This is a genomic window from Streptomyces sp. TAA204 (genome assembly GCF_000424965.1).
Genome location: NZ_AUKW01000002.1, coordinates 103,216 through 129,117, shown reverse-complemented (window position 1 = coordinate 129,117; position 25,902 = coordinate 103,216). Strand labels below are relative to the sequence as shown.

General features: G+C 71.5%; 22 protein-coding genes and 1 pseudogene. 10 read left to right on the top strand and 13 right to left on the bottom strand.

The genetic code is table 11. The features are described from left to right. Positions 1–203: 203 nt before the first annotated feature. The 4 genes from H343_RS28680 to H343_RS33840 all read left to right on the top strand — a co-directional run bounded on the left by H343_RS28680 (position 204) and on the right by H343_RS33840 (position 4,748). Positions 204–1,637 carry a mannitol dehydrogenase family protein gene (locus H343_RS28680; RefSeq protein WP_051264548.1) on the top strand — a complete coding sequence of 478 codons (1,434 nt, stop codon included), beginning with the start codon at positions 204–206 and terminating at the stop codon, positions 1,635–1,637. 64 nt (positions 1,638–1,701) lie between these two features. After that, positions 1,702–2,943 (top strand): alpha-hydroxy acid oxidase, encoded by a 1,242-nt coding sequence (locus tag H343_RS0103350; protein WP_028429973.1) that lies wholly within the window; start codon positions 1,702–1,704, stop codon positions 2,941–2,943. Positions 2,944–3,135: 192 nt separating this feature from the next. After that, entirely contained in the window at positions 3,136–3,861 is a 726-nt protein-coding gene (locus H343_RS0103345) for a creatininase family protein (RefSeq protein WP_028429972.1), read from the top strand. Between the two features lie 2 nt (positions 3,862–3,863). Continuing rightward, complete coding sequence (locus H343_RS33840) at positions 3,864–4,748, top strand: RibD family protein (RefSeq protein WP_078504977.1); 885 nt, start codon at positions 3,864–3,866, stop codon at positions 4,746–4,748. 105 nt (positions 4,749–4,853) lie between these two features. Here H343_RS33840 and H343_RS28675 read toward each other — a convergent pair. From H343_RS28675 to H343_RS0103320, 5 genes and pseudogenes are all read right to left on the bottom strand, one after another. Then, positions 4,854–5,672: pseudogene (locus tag H343_RS28675) on the bottom strand (lysylphosphatidylglycerol synthase transmembrane domain-containing protein); the annotation flags it as partial. After that, positions 5,669–6,529 carry a class I SAM-dependent methyltransferase gene (locus H343_RS0103335; protein WP_028429971.1) on the bottom strand — a complete coding sequence of 287 codons (861 nt, stop codon included), beginning with the start codon at positions 6,527–6,529 and terminating at the stop codon, positions 5,669–5,671. The gene H343_RS0103335 and the pseudogene H343_RS28675, both read right to left, overlap by 4 nt. Before the next feature lie 42 nt (positions 6,530–6,571). Next, complete coding sequence (locus tag H343_RS0103330) at positions 6,572–7,750, bottom strand: glycosyltransferase family 4 protein (RefSeq protein WP_051264547.1); 1,179 nt, start codon at positions 7,748–7,750, stop codon at positions 6,572–6,574. Beyond that, the gene (locus tag H343_RS0103325; RefSeq protein ID WP_028429969.1) at positions 7,723–8,121 is read right to left on the bottom strand and encodes a 6-carboxytetrahydropterin synthase; all 399 of its coding nucleotides are present in this window, start codon (positions 8,119–8,121) and stop codon (positions 7,723–7,725) included. The genes H343_RS0103330 and H343_RS0103325 overlap by 28 nt, the downstream gene beginning before the upstream one ends. Before the next feature lie 4 nt (positions 8,122–8,125). Beyond that, positions 8,126–9,148 carry a zinc-dependent alcohol dehydrogenase gene (locus H343_RS0103320; RefSeq protein WP_028429968.1) on the bottom strand — a complete coding sequence of 341 codons (1,023 nt, stop codon included), beginning with the start codon at positions 9,146–9,148 and terminating at the stop codon, positions 8,126–8,128. A 101-nt stretch (positions 9,149–9,249) separates the two neighbouring features. On the opposite strand from H343_RS0103320, the gene H343_RS0103315 reads away from it, so the two are divergent. Beyond that, a complete protein-coding gene (locus H343_RS0103315; RefSeq protein ID WP_028429967.1) occupies positions 9,250–9,993 on the top strand; it encodes a CDP-alcohol phosphatidyltransferase family protein in 744 nt (247 codons plus the stop codon). Positions 9,994–10,259: 266 nt separating this feature from the next. Further along, positions 10,260–10,913 carry a GTP cyclohydrolase II gene (gene ribA, locus H343_RS0103310; RefSeq protein WP_051264546.1) on the top strand — a complete coding sequence of 218 codons (654 nt, stop codon included), beginning with the start codon at positions 10,260–10,262 and terminating at the stop codon, positions 10,911–10,913. A 150-nt stretch (positions 10,914–11,063) separates the two neighbouring features. Here ribA and H343_RS0103305 read toward each other — a convergent pair whose 3' ends face one another. Together H343_RS0103305 and H343_RS0103300 are read right to left on the bottom strand one after the other, a co-directional pair. Continuing rightward, positions 11,064–13,283 carry an NADP-dependent isocitrate dehydrogenase gene (locus H343_RS0103305; RefSeq protein WP_028429965.1) on the bottom strand — a complete coding sequence of 740 codons (2,220 nt, stop codon included), beginning with the start codon at positions 13,281–13,283 and terminating at the stop codon, positions 11,064–11,066. 201 nt (positions 13,284–13,484) lie between these two features. Further along, the gene (locus H343_RS0103300; protein WP_028429964.1) at positions 13,485–13,826 is read right to left on the bottom strand and encodes a MerR family transcriptional regulator; all 342 of its coding nucleotides are present in this window, start codon (positions 13,824–13,826) and stop codon (positions 13,485–13,487) included. 1,203 nt (positions 13,827–15,029) lie between these two features. Here H343_RS0103300 and H343_RS0103295 point away from each other — a divergent pair. Further along, positions 15,030–16,439: a GntP family permease gene (locus tag H343_RS0103295; RefSeq protein WP_028429963.1), complete on the top strand. Its 1,410-nt coding sequence runs from the start codon at positions 15,030–15,032 to the stop codon at positions 16,437–16,439. Between the two features lie 112 nt (positions 16,440–16,551). On the opposite strand, the gene H343_RS33475 is transcribed toward H343_RS0103295, so the two are convergent. The 4 genes from H343_RS33475 to H343_RS0103275 all read right to left on the bottom strand — a co-directional run bounded on the left by H343_RS33475 (position 16,552) and on the right by H343_RS0103275 (position 21,026). After that, positions 16,552–17,031: an Ig-like domain-containing protein gene (locus H343_RS33475; RefSeq protein WP_486586767.1), complete on the bottom strand. Its 480-nt coding sequence runs from the start codon at positions 17,029–17,031 to the stop codon at positions 16,552–16,554. Between the two features lie 265 nt (positions 17,032–17,296). Further along, entirely contained in the window at positions 17,297–18,355 is a 1,059-nt protein-coding gene (locus tag H343_RS0103285) for an IPT/TIG domain-containing protein (protein ID WP_051264544.1), read from the bottom strand. Positions 18,356–18,612: 257 nt separating this feature from the next. Beyond that, complete coding sequence (locus H343_RS0103280) at positions 18,613–19,356, bottom strand: IPT/TIG domain-containing protein (RefSeq protein ID WP_028429961.1); 744 nt, start codon at positions 19,354–19,356, stop codon at positions 18,613–18,615. 461 nt (positions 19,357–19,817) lie between these two features. Beyond that, positions 19,818–21,026 (bottom strand): amidase, encoded by a 1,209-nt coding sequence (locus H343_RS0103275; RefSeq protein ID WP_051264543.1) that lies wholly within the window; start codon positions 21,024–21,026, stop codon positions 19,818–19,820. A 265-nt stretch (positions 21,027–21,291) separates the two neighbouring features. On the opposite strand from H343_RS0103275, the gene H343_RS28665 reads away from it, so the two are divergent. Further along, positions 21,292–21,942 (top strand): hypothetical protein, encoded by a 651-nt coding sequence (locus H343_RS28665; protein ID WP_051264542.1) that lies wholly within the window; start codon positions 21,292–21,294, stop codon positions 21,940–21,942. Positions 21,943–21,967: 25 nt separating this feature from the next. Here the strand turns inward: H343_RS28665 and H343_RS0103265 are convergent, their stop codons facing one another. Beyond that, a complete protein-coding gene (locus H343_RS0103265) occupies positions 21,968–22,435 on the bottom strand; it encodes an SRPBCC family protein (protein ID WP_051264541.1) in 468 nt (155 codons plus the stop codon). Positions 22,436–22,498: 63 nt separating this feature from the next. On the opposite strand from H343_RS0103265, the gene H343_RS0103260 reads away from it, so the two are divergent. Both H343_RS0103260 and H343_RS28660 read left to right on the top strand, forming a co-directional pair. Further along, positions 22,499–23,110, top strand: a complete 612-nt coding sequence (locus H343_RS0103260) for a TetR/AcrR family transcriptional regulator (protein WP_051264540.1) — start codon at positions 22,499–22,501, stop codon at positions 23,108–23,110. A gap of 155 nt (positions 23,111–23,265) precedes the next feature. Further along, on the top strand, positions 23,266–24,207 hold the full coding sequence (locus H343_RS28660) for an alpha/beta hydrolase-fold protein (protein ID WP_051264539.1): 942 nt from the start codon (positions 23,266–23,268) through the stop codon (positions 24,205–24,207). Positions 24,208–24,410: 203 nt separating this feature from the next. Here the strand turns inward: H343_RS28660 and H343_RS0103250 are convergent, their stop codons facing one another. After that, positions 24,411–25,838, bottom strand: a complete 1,428-nt coding sequence (locus H343_RS0103250; RefSeq protein WP_028429957.1) for a lipase family protein — start codon at positions 25,836–25,838, stop codon at positions 24,411–24,413. Positions 25,839–25,902: the final 64 nt, after the last annotated feature.

Sequence of the window (25,902 nt, the reverse complement as noted above, 5' to 3'; positions counted from 1 at the left end):
AGGGACTCTTCATAGGTTGCAGAGGATTCTAGTTGACGGAATCATGTTCCGGGAGTCGGAATGCACGACCAGTACCAACCAGCACAGCACGCGCGAGGAGTCCCGATGACCGCCCAGGCGGAGGTGCCGACCCGCGGCAGCCGCAGCGATCCCGGTCCCCACGGAGATGCGGCACCCGTGAAGTCCCCTGCCGAGGAGCGCCGTTGACGGCAGAGAACAGCCACCCCCGCGTCCTCCACCTCGGACTGGGCAACTTCCACCGCGCCCACCAGGCCGTCTACACCGAGGACGCCGCCCGCGCCGGGGAGACCTGGCAGATCACGGGCGTCGCCGGCAGCACCCGCGGCGTCGTGGAGGCCCTGCACCGTCAGGACATGCGCTACAGCGTCGTCACGCTCGGCCCCGAGCAGACGGACGTACGCCAGGTCGCCTCCATCACCGACGCGTTCGTCGCGGCGGACGAACCCTCGCGCGTCGTGGAGGAGATCGCCGACCCCGCCACCCGCATCGTCTCCCTGACAGTCACCGAGAAGGGCTACGGCATCGCCGCCGGCACCCGGCGCCTGGACACGAGCGCCCCCGGCATCCGCCACGACCTGGAGGGGCACCCGCCGCACAGCACGGTCGGCCGCCTGGCAGCCGGACTGCTGCGCCGGTCCCGCGGGGACGGCGCCCCCCTCACCCTGCTCAGCTGCGACAACATCACGGCCAACGGCACCACCCTGGCGGGCCTGCTGCGGGACTTCGCCGAGGCCATGCCGCCGCGCGACGGTGCCGAACTGCTGGCCTTCCTCGACGGAAGCGTCAGCTGCCCCGACACCATGGTCGACCGCATCGTCCCGGCCACCTCGGACGCGCACCGCCGGCTGGCCGCCGAGGCGGGCCTGTCCGACCAGGTGCCGGTGCCCGCCGAGCCGTTCTCGATGTGGGTGATGAGCGACAGCTTCGCCGCCGGACGGCCCGCCTGGGAGTCTGCGGGCGCCGTCCTGACCGACCGCGTGCACGACTACGAGACGGTCAAGGTGCGGCTGCTCAACGGCTGCCACTCGCTGCTGGCATACCTGGGCATGCTCACCGGCCGCGGCCTGATCGCCGAAGCAGCGGCCGACCCCGGCATCGCCGCGGCGGCCGCGCGGCTCGGCGACGAGTACGTCCCCACCCTCACCCTCCCCGAGGGGTTCGACGTCCCCGCCTACCGCAAGGAGCTCGACGAGCGCTTCGCCAACCACCGCCTGGCCCACGGCACCGTGCAGGTCGGCAGCGACGGCTCCCTCAAGCTCGCTCAGCGCGTGCCCGACGCCGCCCTGTGGCACCTGGACCGCGGGCGGGTGCCCGTCATGCTCGCCCTGACGGTCGCCGCGTGGTTGACCTGTGCGGCCCGTCCCGGTGCCACGGCAGGCGGCTCGGCGGACCTGCCCCCCGACCCCGCAGCCGCCCGCCTGCGCGAGCTGGGCGAGGCCGCCGCAGCCGGCGGCCCGGCGCAGCGGGCACGTCACCTGGCACGCGCCTGTCTGCAGGACGAGGCGTTCCTGGGACAGCAGCTCGGCGAGCGGCAGGAGTTCGTGGACGCCGTCGCCGAACTCCTCGCCCTGCTGGAGGACTCGGGCGTCACCGCGGCGCTGGAGGCGACACGGTAGACCGCCCAGCACGAGCAGCCCGTGCCGGTCCGGGCACGACCAGCGCCACACGGAGGGCTTCCCCATGACGACACCCGCACGGCGGCTTCCCCGCCCCAAGGACCTCGCCCCCCTGCTGAAGATGAAACCGCGGCACAAGGACGCCACCGCGCGGAGGCTGGCCTCGGCCCACACCATCCAGGACCTGCGGCGCATCGCCAGACGCCGCACCCCTGCCGGGCCGTTCGACTACACGGACGGCGCCGCGGACGGGGAGGTCGGCGTGCGCCGCGCGCGCGAAGCCTTCGAGGACCTGGAGTTCCGGCCGGGCATCCTGCGGGACGTCGAGCACGCCGACACCTCCACGACCGTGCTCGGAGCACACTCGGCCCTCCCGTTCGGCCTGGCGCCCACCGGCTTCACACGCATGATGCACACGGCGGGCGAACGCGCCGTGGTCGCCGCCGCACAGCGCGCCGGTATCCCCTACGCGCTCTCGACGATGGGCACCACCTCCATCGAGGACGTCGCCAGGAGCGGGCCCTCGGCACGCAAGTGGTTCCAGCTCTACCTCTGGAAGGACCGCGAACTCTCCCGCGAACTGGTCGCCAACGCCAAGGCGGCGGGCTACGAGGCGCTCGTCGTCACCGTCGACGTGCCGGTGAACGGCAACCGCCTGCGGGACCTGCGCAACGGCATGACCATCCCGCCGCAGCTCACGCTCAAGACGTTCCTCGACGCCTCCTACCGCTGGGAGTGGTGGCTGAACTTCCTGACCACCGAGCCGTACTCGTTCGCCTTCGACAAACGCGGCGAAGGCGCGCTCACCGATCTGGTGAGCAAGCTCTACGACCCGACGGCCACCTTCGAGGACCTGGCGTGGATACGTGAGACGTGGGACGGGCCGATGCTCGTCAAGGGCATCCAGACCGTCCAGGACGCCGAACTCGTCATGTCCCACGGCGCGGACGGCGTGATCGTCTCCAACCACGGCGGCCGCCAGCTCGACCGCGCGCCCGTTCCGCTGCACCTGCTGCCCGGGATCGTCGACGCGGTCGGCGACCGGGGCACGGTGATGCTGGACACCGGGATCATGAACGGCGGCGACATCGTCGCCGCGCTCGCCCTCGGAGCGGACTTCGCGCTCGTCGGACGCGCCTATCTCTACGGGCTGATGGCCGGCGGCGAGGCGGGAGTGGCACGTGCCGTCGAGATCCTCGCCGCCGAGACGGAACGCACCATGAAGCTGCTCGGAGTCACCTCCGTCGGTGAACTCGGCCCGGAGCACGTGCGGTTGATGAGCAGGCGTACGCCCGTCGTGACCTGACCCGACCTGACCCGACCCTGACCTGGGGTACGTGTGCGCGGCGCCTTCGGCGGCCGTCCGCCGTGACGTGCGGGACTGGTGGCCGTGGTCTTTCTGTGCGAGCGTGACCGTGCCGCTGAGCAGGAGCGGTTCACCGCGTACCGGACGTCTGCGGCGCCGTGTCCGCGCCCCGCACGAAGGAACAGGACATCCATGGACCGCATCGCCTCCCACGCGCTGCCGCAGGAGACGACCACCGAAGTGGAACGGCGCGGGGCGACCGTCGCCGTGCTGCCCGTCGGCAGCTACGAACAGCACGGGCCGTACATGCCGCTGGCGACCGACACGCTCGTCGCCTGCGCCGTCGTGGACCGGCTCGCCGCCGCGTACCCGGTGCAGCCGCTTCCTCCCCTGACGATCTCCTGCTCGCAGGAGCACGCGCGCTGGCCCGGAACGGTCAGCATCACCGCGAGCACCCTCATGGCCGTCGTGCGGGACGTCGCGTCGTCGCTGCGGCGCTCCGGCGTCGAGGGGCTCGTCCTTGTGAACGGCCACGGCGGCAACTACGCGCTGCGGAACGTGGTGCAGGAGGCCTCCGCCGACGGGTACCGCATGGCGCTCTTCCCCACCGGCGCCGACTGGGAGGAGGCCGCCGCCGGGGCGGGCGTGGAGACACCGGCCCGCAGCGACATGCACGCCGGTGAGCTGGAGACGTCCATCCTGCTGCACACCCGGCCGGGCGCCGTGCGCGAGGGGTACGAGTCGGCGGACTGGCTGCACGACGACCGCAGGCACCTGCACACCCTCGGACTCGGCCCCTATACGGACTCGGGTGTCGTCGGCCGTCCCTCCCTGGCCTCCGCACGCAAGGGCGAGGACGTGCTCACCGCGCTCGCCGGCTCCTTCGAGGGGCACCTGCGCGCTCTGGGACAGGTGTGACGATGTCCGCGGAGCCCACGGGGATACCCTCCGCCGGCCGCGCCGGGGAGAGCACGGACGGCACGCTGTGTGCCGAGGGGGCATGGCAGCGGCTGCTGCACGTGCGCACCGCGCAGGAGGCGGACAGGGCCGGGCTGAGCAGGGCGCAGGACGGCACGTGGCGGTGGCGGCAGCAGGCCACCGACGAGGCCGCACGCCTCGCCTCCCTCTACACACCGCTCTGCCTCGCCGGTGCCCACTGCGCCTTCGCACAGCTCGGACAGAGCCTCGACGGCTTCATCGCGACCCGGACCGGCCACGCCAACTACGTCACCGGCGAGGAGGACCGGCTCCATCTGCACCGGATGCGCGCACTGGCGGACGCCGTCCTCGTCGGAGCGGGCACCACGATCGCCGACGACCCACGGCTGACGGTGCGGGCCTGCACCGGCGCCAACCCGGTGCGCGTAGTGCTCGATCCGCGCGGGCGGACCTGGGAGCACTCGCCCCGCTCGCAGGTCTTCACCGACGGACGGGCACCCACCCTCCGGGTCGTCGGCTCCGGCGCCGCCGCCTGCGGCCCGGACAACTCCGGCAGCCAGGTCGAGGTCCTCGAAGTGCCCCGCGACGAGAAGGGGTTCGACCCGCGGCTAGTGCTGGAGGCTCTCTCGGGGCGCGGCCTGCGCCGGGTGATGGTGGAAGGCGGGGGCGCGACCGTGTCCGGATTCCTGCGCGCGGACGTGCTGCACCGGCTCTACGTCACGGTCGCGCCGGTCCTCGTGGGCGACGGCGTGCCAGGGCTGCGCTTCCCCGGGCCCGTACGGATGGGGGAGGCCCTGCGCCCCCCGACCCGAGTCTTCCCGCTCGGCCCGGACGTGCTCTTCGAACTCGACCTGCGCCGGAGCTGAACGGCGCGCCGCGAGCAGACGTACGGCCAGCACCCCCGCCCCCGGCAGGCTGGAGAGCAGCGCCAGCGCCCCGTAGACCACGGCGGTGGCCAGGCCCTGCGCCGCTCCCAGCCCCGCGGCCCCGAACGCCAGCGCGCACACGCCCTCGCGCGGGCCCCAGCCGCCGACGTTCACGGGCAGCGCCATCACCAGCAGCGCCAGCAGCAGCGGCGGGATCAGCATCGTGAACGGCGCCGGGGTTCCCGCCACGCGCGCGGCGGCGAGGAAGAGCCCGAGGTGCCCGCCGAGCGCCAGGACGGACAGGCCGAGGACACCGGGCCAGCTCTCACGTGCCAGCAGCGCGCAGCGCGCATCACCGGCGAAGGTCTCCAGGGACCGCCGCAGCTTCCGTGCGTGCCTGCCCGTACCGAGACCGGCCCATGCGGCGACGGCGGCGAGGCAGCCGGTCAGGGCGAGCGCCGTCAGGGGCACGTGGAAGGCGTCCAGGACCGGCAGATAGCGGGAGCCCGCGACCAGCGACACGACCGCGACGGTCACGAGGACGACCTGGCCTGCGGTGCGTTCCAGGATCACCGCGCGCACGCCCCGCCCGAGGTCTCCGGTGTCCCGGCCGTTGCGCACCGCGCGGTGCACGTCGCCCAGGACGCCCGAGGGCAGCGTCGCGTTGAGGAACAGGGCCTGGTAGTAGTCGGCGACCGCCGTGCGCAGCCGCAGCGGGATGCCCAGCCGTCCGGCCACCAGACGCCAGCGCCAGGCGCTGAAGACCGTGGCCGGGACGCTGAGGGCGAAGGTGACCAGGACGGCCTCGGTGTCGATGCGGCCGAGGGCACCCAGCAGCGCCGAGGTTCCCAGCCGGTGCACCACGGCGACGAGGATGCCCAGCGCGACCGGTACGCGCAGACGGCGCCATATGGTGCGCGTCATGCGGGCGCAGCCCCTGCCCTGCCGGGTAGCGCGAGCAGGTCGCGGTGGTGCACCACGGCTCTGAGCGCTCCGGCATCACAGGCGTCGAGTCTGCGGCGCAGATAGTCCTCGCTCGCCGCTTCGAGCTCCGGCTGCTGGGCGCACGCCGCCGCGACCCAGCCGCGCAGCCACTGCGCGGTCAGTTCCCGCTCGCCGGAGCCGAGTTGCCAGGGGCTGGGACGGGTGACCACGGTGGCGCCATGGCGTTCGAAGGCGGCGGTGGCGGCTTCGACGGCGTCCGGCCCCAGCAGCCTGCGTCCGCCGGTGGAGCGGCGCTGATGAGCGTTGAAGGCCGCCTCGAACTTCGCGTCCAGGGGCTCGGGCGGGTCGAACTCCACCCGTCCCTCGACCGAGAGCGCCAGCAGCACCGCGCATCCCGCCCCGGTACAGGCGGCGGCCATGCCTTCGATCTCCTCGGCGGTCAGCAGGTCGAGCAGAGCGGAGGCCGTCACCAGCGACGTGCCGGCGAGGTCGGCGGCCTGGAGGCCGGTGATGTCGCACTGCTCGGGCACCACGTCGAGCCGGCTGCCGTCGCCGGTCTGCCGCGGCATGCGCGCGGCGATACCGTCCAGCAGCGCGGGGTCGCTGTCGTTCATGATCCAGCGCTGCGCCCCGCCGAGCCGCCCGGCCAGCCAGCGCCCCATCGAACCGGTGCCGCAGCCCAGGTCGCGGACCGTCGTCGACCCGCCGGGGGGCGGGGAGTCCGCGAGGAACGCCCGCAGCGGGCCGAGCAGTTCGCCCGCGCGGGCCGGGGCGTCGGCGCGCTCACGCAACGCCAGCCACTCGGGGGCGTAACGGGATGCGCCGACGGTGTTCACATGGTCCTCCGTGGTTCGCCTGGTTCGTCCGGCCCGCGTGGTTCATCTGCGAAGACGGGCCAGCACCTCGTCCAGCCGACGTGCGGCTTCCGGCCAACCTTGCAGCCCGGAGCGCCGGGTGCGCGCGGTTGTTGTCACAAGACGATGAATCGAGGACTCGGTGAGCCAGCTGCGTATAGCGGCGGCGAGTTCGCCGGAGTCACCCGGACGCACCAGGATGCCCGGAACATCTCCGTCCGGCGTGCGTCCCACGGTGTCGGGGACAGCCCCGACGGCCGTGGCCACCACGGGAACACCGCGTGCCAGCGCCTCGGTGAGCACCATGCCGTACGTCTCGGCGTGCGAGGCCAGCACGAACAGATCCGCGGCGTCGTAGGCGGCGGCCAGCGGCTCTCCCGTCAGCGGCCCCCTCAGCCGGACGCGGTCGCTCAGGCCGTTCCGGTCGAGCACGCGGCGCAGATGCGCGGTGAAGTCCGGGTCGCGGTCCAGTGCTCCCACGAACTCGCAGGTCCAGGGCGCGTCCTTGACCTGCGAGAGGGCCTCGGCCAGCAGGTCCTGCCCCTTGCGCGGGGTGACCGCGGCGACGCACAGCAGCCGCGGTGCGCCCGCTTCCGCGCCCCCGTGCCCGCCCCCGTCCCCAGCCCCGCCCCTGCTGCCGCGGGCGAGCGGCGCCGGGTCCGTACCGGGGCAGACGGTGTGGACCTTCGCCTCGTCCAGGGCGTGCCGTTCCGCCGCGTCCCGGCCCGCCCAGCCGCTGGTGACGATCACCGCGTCCGCGGCGCGCAGCGTCTCCCGCTCACGCGCCTCGAGCTCCGCCGCGACCGTCGCGTCCAGCCCGGTCTCGTCCGCCAGCGGCAGATGCACCAGCACGGCGAGTCGCAGCCGTCCCGTCTGCGGTACGACGATCTCGGGCACTCCGCAGGCGACGAGCCCGTCGACGAGGACGAGGGCGCCGTCGGGCAGTCCGGTCAGCGCCTGCTCCAGCCCGGCCCGGTCGGCGGCGGACGGGCGGGGCCAGCCGCCGGGCAGGGCCACCTCGTGCACCGGCCGTCCCGACGCGGCCAGCTCGCGGCACATGCGCAGGTCGTAGGCGTTGCCCCCGCTGGGGGCACCCGGGTCGCCGACGTCGCCGGGCATCAGGACGAACAGCGGCTCCGGCTCCGTGGCGGCGGCCGGAGCGCTGTCCGCCGCGTTCACAGTGCGCGCTCGTAGCTCGCCCATGCGACGTGCGACTCGTGCAGCGTCACCATCAGCCCTTCCAGGCCGCGTGCTCCTTCGCCGAGTGCCCCCTCGTGGACCCGGTCGGCGAGGCGGTCTGCCACGTGCCTGGCGAGCGTCTCCGTGGAGGTGTTGACTCCGGCGAACTGCGGTTCGTCGTCCAGATTGCGGTAGTTGAGCGCGGCGAGGACCTCGCCCAGCTCGTTCGTCGCGGCGCCGATGTCCACGACGATGCCGTCGGCGTCGAGTTCGCGCCGGCGGAAGGTCGCGTCCACCACGAACGTCGCGCCGTGCAGGCGCTGTGCGGGTCCGAAGACATCACCGCGGAAGCTGTGGGCGATCATCATGTGGTCACGAACGGTGATGCTGAACATCTGCTCACTCTCCGGTACGGGTGGTTCCTGTTGCTCCGGCGCCGAGCGGATCGTCGCCGTAGGTGATGAGGTGGCACAGCGCGGGGAGCTCCCCGTCGGCGATACGGGGCATGACCCGGGGCAGTTCGCCGAATTCGGACGTGCCGGTGATCAGTGTTCCGAGTGCCGGGTCGGCGAGCAGGTCGAGCGCGAGAGCCATCCGGTCGGCGAACGTCCGGCTCGCCCGCCGGGCCGGCGGCAGCGAACCCACCTGGCTGCTGCGGAGCGCCAGCCTGCGGGAGTGGAAGGACTCCCCGAGCGGGACGCTGATCTTCTGCTCGCCGTACCAGCTCAGTTCGACGACCTCGCCGTCCGGGGCAAGCAGCTCCAGCGAGGTGAGCAGTCCCTCCTGCGTGGCGCTGGCGTGAACGACCAGGTCACAGCCCCCGGTTGCCTCGCCGGGCAGGGCGAAGCCGACGCCGAGAGCCGCGGCCGTACGGGCCCGGGAGGGGTCGGAGTCGATCAACTGGACGCGGGCGGCGGGGAAGCGGGCGAGTACGGCGGCGACGCAGGAGCCGACCATCCCGGCACCGACGACGGCGATCCGGTCGCCGAGCATCGGTGCCGCGTCCCACACCGCGTTGACGGCGGTCTCCATCGTCCCCGCCAGCACGGCCCGTTCGGCGGGCACCGCCTCGGGGAGGGGCGTCACGGCGTCGGCCGGCACGACGTAGCGGGTCTGGTGCGGGTAGAGGCAGAAGACGGTTCGGCCGACGAGCTTCGGATCGCCCTCCTCGACGACGCCCACGTTGAGATAGCCGTATTTCACGGGCCCAGGGAATTCGCCCTCCTGGAAGGGCGCCCGCATCAGACCGTGCTGGCTTGCGGGCACCAGACCGTGGAAGACCAGTGCCTCCGTACCCCGGCTGATCCCTGAGAACAGCGTGCGGACGAGCAGTTCACCGGGGCCGGGGGAGGGCAGGCCGACGGAGCGGATCTCGCCGTGCCCCGGTGAGCGGAGCCAGTACGCGCTCGCAGTGCGCTCCATCAGTGCCTCCAAGTGGCAATCGCAATTCCTCCACATCTCAGAGGCCACACGTACCATAATCAGCCCCGTCCGACTCCGCCACACCTGCACCTGGAGGTGCGATGATCACCGAATACGGGCGGGTCACAGGCCAGTTGGAGCGCCAGACGGCCCTGGGAGTGGCCGCTCAGTTCCTCCTCCTGGGAGTGCTGTGGGCGATCAGCGGGCTGGGGCCCGCGGGCTGGCTGACGGGGGCACTGTGCGGGCTCGCCGTCGGGGCCGTACTGGTCCGCTCGCGGAAGCCGTCCCTGGGGCCGGCCGACCAAGTCACCCTGAGCCGGGCCGTCCTCACCGGAGGGACGGCCGCGCTGGTGGCGGACGCGGGCGGGCAGGCGCCCGTCACGCTCGTCGTGGTGCTGGCCACGGCCGCGCTCGTTCTCGACGCGGTCGACGGCATCGTGGCCAGACGCACGGGGACGGAGTCCTCGCTGGGCGCGCGCTTCGACATGGAGGTCGACGCGTTCCTGCTGCTCGTACTGAGCATATTCGTCGCCTTCACCGCCGGAGCGTGGGTGCTGGCCATCGGCGCCATGCGGTACGTGTTCGTGGCGGCGGCGCAGGTCCTGCCCTGGCTGCGGGAGCCGTTGCCGCCGAGCATGGCACGCAAGACCGTCGCGGCCATCCAGGGCGTCCTGCTCGTCGCCGCGGCCTCGGAACTCTTCCCCCACCCCGTCTCCGTCTCTCTCGTGGCCTTCGCCCTGGGCGCGCTCGTGTGGTCGTTCGGGCGCGATGTGCTCTGGCTCCGGCAGACGCGTCCGCCGCTGAGAGCACACGCTTCCGAAGTGGCCGGCGTGCACGGGAGATGAGACGCCTTGACCCCGCTCCGGATTCGCGGTATCCAACCGGCCGCGTTTTGATGATTGTTGACAAGATTCCGGAGCGACTGGATTGATCGTGTATACCGTCCGCTGAGCGGTGAATTGCCGATCGCGGAGGTCCGTGAGCGGGGTCACCTGGGAAAACAGCACACGCAGGACGCGAGCGCGCATTCGAAAGCGGTGTACGCGGTCGCGGCCCAGGTGTTCTCTCCGCAAGAGTCCGATGATGGTTGTCCGGGAGGTATGCTCAGCGCATGGCAGACCCTGATATCTCTGCGAACGCTGCGCCGCAGCGATCTGCTGTCGATCGGGTGGTCGAGGTTCGGCTGCCCACGGTGTACGGAGATTTTCTTGCCGTCGGGTACATGGACCGCAGCTGCGGACATGAGCAAATAGCCCTCGTGCACGGAGAAATAGCCGCTCACGGGGCACTGACCCGGGTTCATTCGGAGTGTCTGACGGGGGAGGTCTTCGGGTCCACGCACTGCGAGTGCGGAGACCAACTGGGCACGGCTCTGCAGATGATGGTCGCCGAGGGTGCGGGCGTCCTGATCTACATACAGGGTCATGAAGGCCGCGGTATCGGGCTGCTGGCGAAGTTGAAGGCGCTCAAGCTGCAACAGGCCGAAGGTCTCGACACCGTCGAGGCCAATCTGGCACTCGGACTCCCCGTCGACGCCCGCGAATACAGTGTGGCCGTCGATATCCTGAACGATCTGGGCGTGGAATCCGTACGCCTCCTGTCGAACAACCCGAGAAAGCGGGCGGCCCTGGAGGCGAACGGAATCAAAATCGATGAGCGCATCCCGCTGCTGATCCCGCCCAACAAGGAGAACTATAATTATCTGTGGACCAAGCGGGAACGGCTCGATCACAGTCTCCCGCACCTCGACGGACTGCTCGGCTGATCCGGACTCCGCTGCACACGCGGCGAGTTGAGGACAAGGGAAGCACCGGCGGACGACGTGGCCCGCAACGCGCGAGGGCCGTGCCCCACATCATGTGGAGCACGGCCCTCGCGCGTCGGGCGTGCCTCGCGGACACCCCCTGCGCATGTCTCAACCGAGCGTGGCGAGAGCCTCGTTGAAGGTCTTCGACGGACGCATGACGGCCTCGGCCTTGGCATCGTCGGGCTGGTAGTAGCCGCCGATGTCGGCAGGCGAGCCCTGGACACCGGCCAGTTCCCCGACGATGGTCTGCTCCTGCTCCGTCAGCGTCGAGGCGAGTGACGCGAACGCCTCGGCCAGCGGGGCGTCCTCGGTCTGCCGGGCCAGCTCCTGCGCCCAGTACAGCGCCAGGTAGAAGTGGCTGCCGCGGTTGTCGATCCCGCCGAGCTTACGGGTCGGCGACTTGTTCTCCTCCAGGAAGGTCGCCGTCGCACGGTCCAGGGTGTCGGCGAGGATCTGGGCACGGGCGTTGTCCGTCGTCTGGGCGAGGTGCTCGAAGCTCACCGCGAGTGCGAGGAACTCACCCAGGCTGTCCCAGCGCAGGTAGTTCTCCTTGACCAGCTGCTGGACGTGCTTGGGCGCGGAACCGCCGGCTCCCGTCTCGAAGAGGCCGCCGCCGTTCATGAGCGGTACGACGGAGAGCATCTTCGCGCTGGTGCCCAGCTCCAGGATCGGGAAGAGGTCGGTGAGGTAGTCACGCAGGACGTTGCCCGTGACGGAGATGGTGTTCTCGCCGCGGCGGATACGCCCGAGGGAGAACGCCATCGCCTCGACCGGGGACATGACCTCGATCCGCAGCCCCTCGGTGTCGTGCTCGGGGAGGTACCGCTCGACCTTCGCGATCAGGTTCGCGTCGTGCGCGCGCTCCGCGTCGAGCCAGAACACGGCCGGGTCGCCCGTCGCGCGGGCGCGGGTCACGGCGAGCTTGACCCAGTCCCGGACAGGTGCGTCCTTCGTCTGGCACATCCGGAAGATGTCACCGGTGCTCACGTCCTGTTCGAGCACCACGGCGCCGGCGCTGTCGACCACCCGCACGGTGCCGGTGGCCGGCACCTCGAAGGTCTTGTCGTGGCTGCCGTACTCCTCGGCCTTCTGCGCCATGAGACCGACGTTGGGCACCGACCCCATCGTTGCGGGGTCGTACGCGCCGTTCGCGCGGCAGTCCTCGATGACCGCCTGGTAGATGCCCGCGTAGCTGCTGTCGGGGATGACGGCGAGGGTGTCGGCCTCCTGGTCGTCGGCGTTCCACATGTGACCCGAGGTGCGGATCATGGCGGGCATGGAGGCGTCGACGATGACGTCGCTCGGCACGTGCAGGTTGCTGATGCCCCGGTGGGAGTCGACCATGGCCAGGTCGGGGCCCTCGGCGAGCTCGGCCTCGAAGGACGCCTTGATCGTCGCGCCCTCGGGCAGGGACTCCAGCCCCTTGTAGATGCCGCCGAGACCGTCGTTCGGGCTCAGTCCGGCCGCCGCGAGCGTCTCGCCGTGCTTGGCGAAGGTCCCGGGGAAGAACGCACGCACGACATGACCGAAGATGATCGGGTCGGAGACCTTCATCATCGTGGCCTTCAGGTGCACCGAGAAGAGCACCCCTTCGGCCTTGGCGCGCGCGACCTGCGCCTTGAGGAACTCGCGCAGCGCCGCGACGCGCATCACGGAGGCGTCCACGACCTCGCCCGCCAGCACCGGCACCGACTCGCGCAGAACCGTCGTGCTGCCGTCGTCGCCGGCCAGTTCGATGCGCAGCGTGCCGTCCTCGGGGACGACCGCGGACTTCTCCGTGGAGCGGAAGTCGTCGCCGTCCATGTGCGCGACGTTGGTCTTCGACTCCGGCGTCCAGGCGCCCATGCGGTGCGGGTAGGCCCGCGCGTAGTTCTTGACCGAGGCGGGCGCGCGGCGGTCGGAATTGCCCTCGCGCAGGACCGGGTTGACGGCGCTGCCCTTGACCTTGTCGTAGCGCGCTCGGACGTCCCGCTCCTCGTCGGTCTTCGGGTCGTCCGGGTAGTCCGGCAGCGCGTAGCCCTGCTCCTGCAGCTCGGCGACGGCCGCCTTGAGCTGGGGGATCGACGCAGAGATGTTCGGCAGCTTGATGATGTTCGCCTCGGGCGTCTTCGCGAGCTCACCGAGGGCCGCGAGCGTGTCCTCGGTGCGCTGCCCCTCCTCGAGACGTTCGGGGAACCCGGCGATGATCCGCCCCGCCAGGGAGATGTCGCGGCTTTCGACACGGACGCCGGCCGTCGAGCCGTAGGCCCGGATGACGGGCAGGAACGAGAACGTGGCCAGGGCCGGGGCCTCGTCGGTCTGCGTATAGATGATGGTCGAGTCAGTCACCGGTACTCCGCTTCCACGTCTACATCGTCTCGATGTCAAGATATCTCGTCGCCGTCCGTTTCGGACACCGCCCCCTGTCTCGAGTGCCGGTTCGACTCCGGGGGGCCTGCCGCGCATCATCCACGCGCAGCGCCCCCGCTGCACACCGTCCGGCAGGTACGGGACGGGAACGGGACGTGTCACGGCCGGCCGGTGCGTGCCTCAGGAATCGCCGGCCGGGCCGCTTCCCGGCCGGCGCAGCTCCTCGTTGATGCGCCGTGCCTCCTCGAGCTGGTCCTCGAGGATGACGATGCGGCAGGCGGCCTCGACGGGCATTCCCTCGTCGACGAGTTCACGGGCGCGGGCAGCGACGCGCAACTGGTAGCGGGAGTAGCGGCGATGGCCGCCGTCGGAGCGGAGGGGGACTATCAGCCGGGCGTCGCCGACGGCGCGGAGGAAAGCGGGGGTCGCGCCGATCATCTCCGCGGCGCGGCCCATGGTGTAGGCGGGATAGTCGTCGTCATCGAGACGGTCGAGGGCTTCCGACTGGCTCTCTGCGGGCACTTTCACCTCTGTCCTCGGCTGTCTTCTGCTGTTTTCGGGTCCGGCGGAACTTCCGGGACGCGTCGAGGGGCCCCGGTGCCGAACGGCACCGGGGCCCCGAGGGGTTTCAACACCATCTGCCGACGCCGGGCGCCGGCTCCTTGGTTACCGCAAGCGGCCTGACGGGCCGGAATGCGGGGATCGCGGTTGCTGGACCGGGGACCACCTTCCAATCCGGGGTCTGCGGTACCCGGGCGACCACTGGTGCGACCCGGGCGATCCCGATGGCGTCTGACTCCTCTCCTGTGATCTTTGATGCGGCGGTTGTTCCTTCTCTGCGGTGTTACGGAGGCGGCCCCTGGGGCCGCCCGGTCCGGCAGTCGGTGACAGGACCTTCGACGTCCTTCCCGGCCCTGTCGTCACGCTGCCGTACCGTCCTGCGCGCGCGCCAGTTCGTCCTCTGTCGCGCCAATTCGGCTTCCTTGGTGACGAGAAGAACGCTACTCCGGCGCATGGGGCATGTCTACTCTCGCCACGACAGATTTTTGAGATCGCGGAAAGAGTTTCTGCCTGCCGCCCGACACGTCCGGCGGGCGGACGTGCTGACGTCGTGGACCGGGGTGGGCAGGTCCGCGAGGGCGGTCCGCTCTGTCTCCGTCCGCCGGTCCTGCGTGGCTCGGCGGCGGCCTCTGTGGTGGCCCTCCGTGTCCGTTCCGCTGCCCTGTGTCGAGGGCGGCGGAGTGCGTCGCCCCCGTGGGTCGCTTAAGTATGACCAAGGGACGCCGACCTATTGAATAAGTCGTACGTATGGGCTTGAGTGTGCTCTCGGCAACGAGGCCGACGAAGACAGCGAGAGCACGATGTCCCCTTCCCACCCCGCGGCCGTCCCGGTGACAGCCGGTTCGGGCAGACCAGGGGACGTTCACGGCCGCAGCGCCGGGCTCCTCCGAGCCACGCTCGCCGCCCTCGTCGGCCACCGCGCCGGTACCCGGGGCCTCCCGGACGCCGGGCTCCCGGCAGGGAGCCGGGCAGCGCGCCCGCCCCGCACACCGCCGGGCCTGGGGACGTCCGTCCGCGCGACCCCTTCAAAGACGGCGGGCCATGCACCACAGTGCCCGTCACAGCAGAACCGGAAGACCCCGCCCGGACGGCGGGCAGCCCTCCGTGAGAGTCACGAGCCGCACCAGGAAGCCGAAGGCCTGGAGATAACGATGGAGCGCCCCCATGGAAGCAATTGAGCCGGTTTACGGCACCGCCACGCTGCTGCTCATAGCAGCGGGCGCTGTCGCCCTGCTCCTGTTCCTGATCATGAAGGTGAAGCTGCACGCCTTCGTGGCGTTGGTTCTGGTGAGCGTGGTGACGGCGATGGCCGTCGGGTTCCCGCTCGGGGACATACCCGACGTCCTGATGTTCGGCTTCGCGGACACGATCGGATCAGTCGCACTGCTGGTCGCCTTCGGCGTCATGCTGGGGCGGCTGCTGGAAGTCACCGGAGGCGCGCAGACTCTGGCCGACACTCTGATCAACCGGTTCGGGGAGAAGCGGGCACCGCTCGCTCTCGGTGTGGCCTCCCTGCTGTTCGGCTTCCCGATCTTCTTCGACGCCGGTCTGGTCATCTTCCTGCCGATCATCCTCACGGTGGCCCGCCGCTTCGGCGGCTCACTTCTCCTCTACGCCCTGCCGGCAGCGGGTGCGTTCGCCTCGATGCACGCGATCGTCCCGCCGCACCCGGGACCGGTCGCGGCGGCCGAAGCCCTGGACGGCAGCATCGCCGTCACGATGCTGGTGGGCATTCCGCTCGCCGTGGTGGCCTGGTACGTCGGTGTCATGCCGATCTCCCGCTACCTCGCGGCGAGGATCGAAGTCTCCGTGCCCGAAGCACTGTTCGGTGAGGTCAACGACGGGCACGGGGGAGCGGAGGAGAAGGAAGAGGGCCCCGCCGTCCGGCGCTCCCCGTCCTTCGGCACCGTCCTGGCGATGCTGCTCCTGCCGCTGGTGCTGATCTCGCTCGGTACGGTCCTGGACACCCTCATCACGGCCGGGGCCGTCGCCGAGGACGCGGGCTGGGCGGCCTTCCTGCGGCTTCTGGGCAACACGCCGGTGGCCCTGATGATCACGGTCCTCGTCGCGATCGTCGTGCTCGGCCGTCCCCACAAGTCCCTCGCCCAGGTCACCAAGTTGCTGGACAGCGCCCTGGGGCCCGTCTGTTCCATCATCCTCATCACCGGCGCGGGCGGCATGTTCGGCGGCGTACTCGAACTCAGCGGTATCGGGGACGCCCTGAGCGGATCCCTCGCCGACCTGGGACTGCCGCTGATCCTTCAGGCGTTCATCATCGCCACGCTGCTGCGCGTCGCTCAGGGCTCCGCGACGGTGGCTCTGACCACCACGGCCGGGCTGATCGGCGGCGCGGTCGCCGACGCGAACCTGGGCGACTTCCAGATCGCGCTTCTGGTCGTCGCGGTCGCCGCGGGCGCCACCGTCCTCTCCCATGTCAACGACTCCGGCTTCTGGCTGGTCAGCCGCTTCTTCGGGATGGACGAGAAGACGACCCTGAAGACCTGGACCGTGATGGAGACGACTCTGGGCCTCTCGGCGTTCGTTCTGGCCTCGGCTCTCTGGGTCGTCACATAGAGACATCAGGGAGAGCCGGGACAGCCCGGGACACGACTGTGGGCGCCACCTGAGGTGGCGCCCACAGTCGTTCGTGCGCGGTGACCGGAGCGTCCGGTCACCCTGCCGGTGATCAGTTGTTCGTGGTCACCATGTCGCCGCCGCTGACGGTGATCGACCTGCCGCACGCGCAGGTTTCCGGAGACGGCGTCGGAGGTGTCGGCGGCGTCGGCGTCTCGCTCACCTCGACGGTGGTCGTGTTGTTCGAGGCGAAGCACTCGGGGTTGCCGTTGTACGCCGCGGTGATGGTGTACGAACCGGGGGTGTCGAAGGTGGCCGTGTACGTCGCCACTCCGTTCGCGTCGACCGGCACGGTGTCCAGGAGGTCACCTCCGGCGAAGAAGGTCATCCCCAGGCCACCGGAAGGGTCGTTGGCGCACGTCACGTTGGCCACCAGTTCCACGGGCTCTCCCACGGCCACGCTCGAGGGCGTCGCCTGGACCGTGGTCGTCGACTGGTCCTGTGCCGCAGCCGGTGACGCGAGCGCGACGACCGCGGCCATCGCCGCGAGGGCCGCCGTCCACCATGCTCTCCATACTCGCCAACGCTCCACGGTTCCTCCTTGTCGGCCGCCTTGGGCGGCTGTTCTGGCCGGGTGGTTCCGGAGCACTTTCTACGTCGCATCGTTGGTGATCCGGGGAGGAGCCGGTGTGATCGATCCACATGGTCTACGGACCTCACTCGAACGGGAGGCCGAGGAGAGGCCGGCATCGGCCGGCGTGCGCGGAGTCCCGTCGCATCCCGGACAACGGATCAACGGCACGCCGAAGTTGATTGCCGGGATGATGAAATGGCCGGGCTGGGGGAGAGGGCGGTGGCTAAACCATCGGCGGTGGTACGCGGGTGTAGGGCAGCGAGTTGCTGGTCCCGCCGGAGGTGGTGACGGTGACCGGCACCGTGCCTGCCGCCCCGGCCGGAGCGACTGCCGCGACCACGGAGTCCGACGCGACGGAGAACGCGGCGAGTGCGGAACCGAAGCGCACGGCGGAGGCGGTGGTCAGTCCGCTTCCGGTGAGGGTGACCGAGGCTCCGGAACTGACCGGCCCCTGGGACGGGGTGAGCGAGGTGAGCACCGGTGCCGCGACGTAGGACCAGGTCAGAGGGTTGCTGGTGCCGCCCGGCCCGGTGACGGTGACCGCGACGGAGCCGGCTGTCCCCGCGGGGGTGAGGGCGGTGATCTGGGTGGAGGAGTCGATGGTGAAGCTTGCGGGGGTGCTGCCGAAGTTGACGGCTGTGGCTCCGGTGAGGCCGGTGCCGGTGAGGGTGACGGTGGTGCCGCCGGAGGTGGGGCCCTGTGCGGGGGAGATCGCCGAGAGCGCCGGCGGCCCCACGTAGACGAAGTGGACCGGGCCGGAGACCCCGCCCGGTGTGACGACGGTGACGGGGGTGGAACCCGCCCCTCCGGGGGTGAGGGCGGTGATCTGGGTGGAGGAGTTGACGGTGAAGCTTGCGGGGGTGCTGCCGAAGTTGACGGCTGTGGCTCCGGTGAGGCCGGTGCCGGTGAGGGTGACGGTGGTGCCGCCGGAGGTGGGGCCCTGTGCGGGGGAGATCGCCGAGAGCGCCGGCGGCGCCGGTGGTGCCGCGTAGGTGTAGCTGACGGAGTTGCTGATCGTCACGGGCGTCCTGACGGTGACGCCCACGGTTCCCGTTCCCGCGGGGACCGAAGCGGTGATCTGCGTAGGGGAGTTGACGGTGAAGCCCGGGGAGGGACGGCTGCCGAACTGGACAGCGGTGATCCCCGAGAAGCCGGTGCCGTTCAGCGTGACGTTGTTGTTCCCGGCCGCCGGGCCGGTGTTGGGCACGACCGAGGTGAGAGCGGGCGCGGCCGCAAGCGCGGCCACCCGGGCCGGTCCCGCCGTGAAATCGCGATTGTCCACTTCGTCTCCACATGTTGTCGCGAAGGCCCCGGCCGGGAACCGGAGTCGGGGGCCGTGCCGGATACCCGGACATGCCCGGGGGCAGGGGCGCAATGGCGCCGTACGCAGGGGCTCCGGGAGCCTGATTCCGGCTCAGCGGTCCCGTTGCCGGCGGCTGGTGAGGCGCGGGGCGTTCGAGGAGGCGGAGCGGTGCGCTGCGGTCCTGCCGCGCACCGCTCCTGGTCACACGCTCCGGGCGGCCGGGCGCCCCGGGCGGGTCAGATGCCCGGCCCGGCGAGGTAGGTGAACCCGTCCGTCGCGGTCGCGCTGCCCGCGGCGTTGGTGACGACCACGTCCACCGCACCCGCGGCCCCCGGCGGGGTGACCGCTGAGACGGAGGTGTCCGAGATGACGGTGAAGGGCGCCGGGGTCGCGTCGAAGGTGACCTCGGTGGTGGAGGTGAGCCCGGTGCCCGGGATGGTCACCGCGGTGCCGCCCGAGGTGGGTCCCGAGGCGGGGCTGAGCACGCCCACCGTCGGGTCGGCGACGTAGGTGAACGACAGACCGTTGTTGGTGCCTCCTGCCGTGGTGACGGTGACGCCGACGGGGCCCGCGGCGCCCGCCGGAGTCGCGACGGTGAGCTGGCTGTCCGACACCACCGTCGGTACGGCGTTGGCGGCGCCGAAAGCGACGTTGGTGGCGGTGGAGAGACCGGTGCCGTTGATGGTGACGGTGTCACCGCCGGCGGTTCCGCCGGAGGTGGGGCTCAGCGTCTGCTTGAACGGCGCTCCGACGTAGAAGAACGGGATCGGATTGCTCGTCCCGCCCGGTGTCGTCACCGTGACGCCCACCGCTCCGCTGCCGGAGGGTGAGGTGGCGGTGACCTCGGTGGCCGAAACGACTGTGACTGCGGTGGCCGGCTTGTTGCCGAAGCGGACCGCGGTCGTTCCCGTGAGATTGGTGCCGGTGATGGTGACGGCGGTGCCGCCTCCGGTGGAACCCTGATTCGGGCTGATGGGCATGGCGGATTCCTCCCAGCCCGGAATGCGGTACATTGCCGGGCAGTGTGTGGGGCGTTCGGATCTCGCGTACGTCCCGGTGGAGGCGAGGTGCCTCTCGCATCCACTTCGGCCCCGGGGCCGCGGGGCCGGCGGTGTGGACCGTCGGCCCGCTGACCCGGGGTCAGCGATGAAGGGCTCCGGCTCCCGGCGGGCTGAACTTCCCCCCGGGTGCTTCTCCTTCATCTGCTGAGAATTCGTACGCTCACATCTGAAGTAGTCCATCAGCGTGGTGGCGATGGCAATCAAAAGGGCGCTGATTGACCCTCCCGGGCGAGCGCTCAGGGGTGAAATCCGGGCGTGTGCACGGCGTATTCGCGAAGTACTGTTCATCGCGCAATACGACCGGGGTCAACGCGTGCTTTTCTGACCCGTGTTGAGCGGTGTGCCGGCGACGCGTCAGGACGCGGGAGGTCTCCGCGGGCTCATCCGCCGCACAGGACGCCGAGTTCGAGCAGTTCCTCGTCGCTTCCGGGGGCCGCCACCACGCACAGGCCGAGAGGCCGGCCGCCCACCGCCATCGCGGGGAGGACGAGGGCGGGGAGGCCCGCCATGCTCGCCAGGCAGTTCAGCGGGATGGTGGCGTTCCGGGTGGGTGGCGGGCCCGCCCCGTCCGAGTGGGGAAGTGGTGCGGGGCCGCTCGTCGCGGGCAGCAGCAGCACCGTGCCCCGGGGAAGGGCCTCGTGAGCCGCGCGTACGGTCTCCTCCACCACCGCGTCGGCGGCCTCGCGTTCCTGGGCCGTGATCTTGGAGGCCCGGCCGAACCGCTCGCCGATCCCGGGGCCGAGCGCTCCGGGGTGCCGGCTCACCCACGGGCCGTCGCACTCCCACACCTGCGCTCCCTGCGCGGTGGAGAAGGCATCGGCCCGCGCCCGGGGGTCACCGCCGACGGTCGGGACCTCAACGATCTCCAGACCCACCCGTTCGGCCAGTCCGGCGGCGGCTGTGCCGAACGCGTCGCGTACCTCCGGGTCGGCGAGCGCGACGATGTCCGTCGACACCAGGGCGGTCCGGAAGGTGCGGTGCCCTTCGTCCTCACCCCGCTCCGGCAGGAGCACACGGCCCACCCGCGCCAGCGTCACCGCGTCCCGGGCCAGCCATCCGACGGTGTCGAAGGCCGGTGCCAGCGGCAGGACGCCCTCGGCGGAGACCGCTCCATGGGTGGGCCGCATGCCGTACAGCCCGCAGTAGGACGCCGGGACACGGATCGACCCGGCGGTGTCCGTGCCCAGGCCCACGTCCGCCTGGCCGAGCGCGACGGCGGAGGCCGGGCCGCTGGAGGAGCCGCCGGGGATGCGGCCCGGTGCGGCCGGGTTGGGAGGGGTCCCGTAGTGGACGTTCGTACCGTTCAGGCTGTAGGTGAGCTCATCGGTCTGGGCGATGCCGGTCACCTCGGCGCCCGCGTCCAGCAGGGCGGCGACTGCCCACGCGGAGGAGGTCTCCGGCTCCGCCTCGCTCAGCCATGCGGGAATGCCCGCTCCGATGCGGTGCCCGGCGACGCCGAAGACGTCCTTGACGGCGAGGCGCAGGCCCTTGAGCGGGCCGCCGTCCGCCCCGGCGACCAGCGGCGCGCCGCGCTCCCGCCACACGGCCTTCTCGGTGATGTCCTGCGTCGGCTCCTCAGGCGTCCCCATGGGGCTTCCTCCTCGAGCGGCACGCGTGCCGCCTCACCCGGGGCACCGGCTGTGCCGGTCTGTGCCGAGCATCTCCCGGTGTCCGGCTCCTCGCAAAAGGAGCCGGACACCGGGCGGGTGGCGGTAGGACGGGGGCGGCCCGTGGCCCGCGGCGGTGAGGCGGACGCGCGGGAGCGGTGCCGCGTGCAGTGATCGAACCCGTGTCCGTAGATGTATCCGGAAGTTGCCGGTGTCCTCATATGATCGGCGCCGGAGGGGTGATGGCGTGACGACATCTGGATTCGTCCGGTTCCCGGCGGCCTGGGCGGCCGGGACGGCGGTACTGCTGCTGGCGGGGTGCGCAGGCGGATCCGGGGCCGGCAGTGAGGACAGGGCCGCGGCGCTGCCCCGGAAGGATGTCGGGGCGGTTCTGCCCGGCAGGGAAGCCATGCCCGGCTGGAAGATGTCCGTGATGCCCTCGGCCGTGCCCATGAACAGCGCACGTGAGGAACAGGCGTGTGTGGAGGGTGAGGGATGTGAGGGCTCACGCTTCCACAACGTCTCGAGCTTCACCAGGGAGGACGGCACAGCCACCGTCGGCTTCTCGCTCGTCGCGTACAGGAACGGGAAGGCCGCGGCGGCCGCCTACGACGTGCTGTGGAAGCAGCACGAGCGCGCCGCCGGTGCGAAGTCCTCGAAACTGGACCTGAAGGCCGGTGACAGGAGCGACGCCCGGCTGGGCGTCGCCGGCTTCAGGAACGAACTGGGCGCCGTCGTCCAGATGCGCGTGGGGACGACCCTGGCCTGGGTGGAGCTGCGGGGCGAGGCCGAGGGCGCCTTCGACGACGGCCTCGTGCGGGAGCTCGCCGAGATGCTCTCCGAGCGTGCCCGGGAGGCGGAGGGGGGCGACACACCCACCGCCGGGCTGCGGGGCTGAGCACGGGGAGCCGCCGCCGTGTCCCTCAACCGGCCTGCCCGCCCCGTTCCTCCGTCTCCTTCTCTGCGTGGGCTGCCAGCCCTTCGGCGCACCGGCGGATGAAGCGGGCGAGAACGCCGCGCAGGAGGATTCCCGTCCCCGGGACCCGGGCGGTGAAGGACGACTGCCAGCGGATCGTGGTGCCCGCTGCCGCGGTGTCCAGGTGTACGTCCGCGCGGTAGTCGCGCACGGGGAGCCCGGAGAGCAGGGTGTAGCCGAAGTGCAGGCCGGGCTCCAGCGCCACGACCTCCTCGCGGCTGGTGATCCGCCCTGTACGGAAGACGCGTACCGCGCTGGGCCCTTCCCTCTCGCCTTCCCCGGGTCTCTCGAGCGTGAAGGAGCCGATGGGCGACCAGTTCGGCCAGCTCGCGCCGTTCCTCAGCAGTCCGTAGAGCACTGCCGGTCCGGCCGCGGTCCGGATGCGCACATCGATGTACCGGCGTCGGCGTCGCACGGCTCTCCCTCTTCTGTGTGAGGCGCGTGGTGCGGGGCGCCCGCGCCGTGATACTTGTACCAAGTGGTACACAGAGAATCCTCGCACGATACGGACGGGCCGAGAAGTACGCCGGCGAAGCAGCGGCTGCTGGAGGCCGCCGTGGAGCGCATCGCGGCGGACGGCCTGGGTGGGATGAGCCTGCGGCAGCTCGCCTCGTCGCTGGGCACCAGCCACCGCATGCTCATCTACCACTTCGGCTCGAAGGAGGGTCTGCTCGTCGAGGTGGTGCGTGCGGTGGAGGAACGCCGGCGCGCCGACTTCGCCGAGCTCGACCTCACCGTCGGGCCCGGCGACTCCCCCGCACAGACCGCCCGGCGGTTCTGGGAGACGCTGGCCGACCCCGGGATGTGGCCCCGGGAGAGGCTGTTCTTCGAGCTGTACGGACAGGCCCTGCAAGGCCGTCCGGGCACCACGGCCCTCCTCGACGGGGTCGTCGACGCCTGGCTCGCGCCGCTCACCGAGTGGCTGCGGACGCAGGGCGCGGATCCCGACAGCGCACGGACGGACGCCCGTCTGGGTCTGGCGGTCGTACGCGGCCTGCTGCTCGACCTGTTGGCCACCGGGGCGCGGGAGGACGTCGACCGGGCCATGCGGCGCTTCTTGTCCCTCTACGCCGCGGAGCTGGAGCGCTGAGCCCCGCACGCTGCGAACGGCGTGCTGCGCGGCCGTACCGGGCAGGACCGGTGCCCCATAGGATCGGCGCCGTAAGGACGAGGGCGTGACAGCACGGAGGGCCGGACGGAGGACCGGACGGTCACCGGTGTGACGAGAGGTGTGGTGAGGTCGGCATGAAACGCGGCAGCCAGGTCACCGCTGCGGCAGCGGCGCTCGCGGTTGCCGCAGCGGCAGTCGCCCGCACGGCGGGCGGCAGGGGAAGCGTCCGGGAGAACCTGCGGATGCCCAGCCGGACACTCGGCACGGACGTGCGCTACTCCCTCTACCTGCCCCCGGGTTACGGCTCCTCCCGGTCCCGGACCGTGCGGCGCTTCCCGGTGCTCTTCCTGCTGCACGGCGGCGGGGACGACGACAACACCTCATGGCTGCGCAAGGGCGACGCCCAGCGGGTTCTGGACGAGGCGATAGCGCGGCGCCGTATTCCTCCGGTGGTGGTGGCGATGCCGGACGCCCGCCGCGACGCGTCACGTCCCCAGCCCGCGCAGCAGTCGACGTTCAACATGAACGACGCCGACGGTTCCCACCGTTACGCCGACATGTTCGTCGACGAGTTCGTCCCCTGCATCGAGTCGGCGTACCACGTGGGCGGCAGCGCGGGCAGGCGCGCCATCGGCGGACTGTCGATGGGCGGCTTCGGGGCGCTGTCCTACGCACTGCGCGAACAGGACATGTTCGCGGCGGCGTTCGCACTGAGCGGCGCGCACCGCACGGACGAACAGATCGCCGAGCTGGACATGGAGCACTACAACAACCGATACGGACGCGCGTGGGGGGAGGACCTGGCCGGGCGGGCGCGGCTGAACGACCTGAGCCGCCAGTGGAATCTCCGCGAGGCCATCGACCGTACGAGCGCCGTCGCCCTCTCCCGTACGGGCTGGTTCCTGGACTGCGGCGCCTACGACGACCTCTTCGCGGGCAACGCGGAACTGCACCTCGCGCTGACCCGCAAGAACGTCCCCCACCGGTTCATGTCCCGCGAAGGGACGCACGACTGGTCCTACTGGACCACGGGCCTCCCGGCGGCGCTGGAGTTCCTCGGGGACCACCTCGGCTGAGGCGGCCCCTCGCCGGTCGCCGATGGCCGCCGCCGGCCGGTGCGCACGCGCCGGCCAGGACGGAGGCGACGCGCTGGGGACCGAGCGCGGGTTCGAGCGGAAGGTAGTCCCTCGAACCGGGTCTCCCTGTGCCCGCCGGGGACCTGGACGGGCACATCGCCCCGTCCCCGGGCACCGTGGGGCTCCGGGGACGGGAGACCGGGTCAGTCCGCCGGAGACTGCGCCGGGCAGTTGGAGACGGCCGCCTTGCCCGAGAGCCGGGCGGTCATCCAGGACACCGCCTCGCCCTGGTCGGTGATGAGGGGGACGAGGTGGTTGGTGAGCAGCTTGTCGCCGAGGTTGGGCAGGTCGATGGCCTTGTAGGTGACGTCGCCGCCCTTGCGGCACCAGTCCTCTGCCAGCCGGCGGGCCTGGTCGTGGGGCACGATGTCGTCCTGGACGCCGGTCGCGAGGCGCACCGGGCCGGCGGGCTTGAGCTTTCCGATGCGCTGCTCGTCGAGAGCTGCCTGTGCCCGGGGGTCGGCGGCGATGATGTCACCGATGGACCTGCCGCTGGTGGTCCACCCGGTGCTCCGGGTGAACCCGTAGCCGAAGATCGCGTCGCCGACGCACATGGTCGACATGTCCTTCAGCGCGGCCCTGCCGGTGGAGTTGACATTGGCCTCCACGACCTCGCGCAGATACGGATCGGCCTGGGCGAATCCGTTGACCGACCAGCCCAGCGCACCCGCCAGGGCGCTCCCGTCGATTCCCTCCATGACCGCGGTCAGGTCGGCGGGCGGCGCACCGGAGTAGGTGCCGGCCAACTCGACCTCCGGTGCGTAGGAGGGCTGCAGTTCGGCGGCGGCCGCGCTCGCGCCGCCGCCCTGGCTGTAGCCGTACAGGCCGACGCGCGAGCCGGGGGTCACCGACGCTCCGGGCACGGCGCGCGCGGCGCGGACCGCGTCCAGCAGAGCCCGGCCCTGGTCGAGGCGGTTGACGTAGGTGTGGAGCCGGTCGGTCGCGCCGAGGCCGACGTAGTCGGTGACGACCACGGCCGCGCCGGAGGAGAGAAGACGGTAGATCGCGAGGTCCTCGTAGGCGACCGAGACGGTCTGGCCGTTCAGGGTCAGCGGGTGCTGCAGTGCCATCGAGGGCGCGCACTGGTCGCCCTGCCCCATGGTGCCCGACGCGACCGCGACCAGAGGCCGGGGTCCGTCGCCCTTCCATGCCGCGGACGGCTCGATGTAGGCGCCGGTCACCGCTACGGGCTTCCCGCCCGAGTCGGTGGACTTGTACATCAGCCGGGTCGCGGTGCCCGGCATCGGACGGCCGTCGAGGCCGGGAAGGGCCAGTCCGAGAGGCAGGGGTTCGGTGCGGATCATCTCGCCGTCGGCGGAGGGCAGTTCGGCGGGCGGATCGTAGAAGGCGGGGATGGTCACTCCCCGGGAGACGACGGACTCCGGGGAACCGTCGTCGGCGGAGGCTGGCACGGCGTGTGTGCCCGCACAGGCCGCGGCGGCCACCGCGACGGCCAGCACACGCATCCCGCGGGGCCGTTGCCGGGCGCGGGCGCGGGCGCGGGTGCGGGTGCGGGGCTCCGGGTCTGCGGTGCTGGAAGCGGAACGCGTACGGGGGCTGTTGCGGCTCACGGTTCACTCCTCGGGCTGCTGCGATGCGGGTGCGCGGGTGCTGTGGCCGGGAGGGTCCACCGGC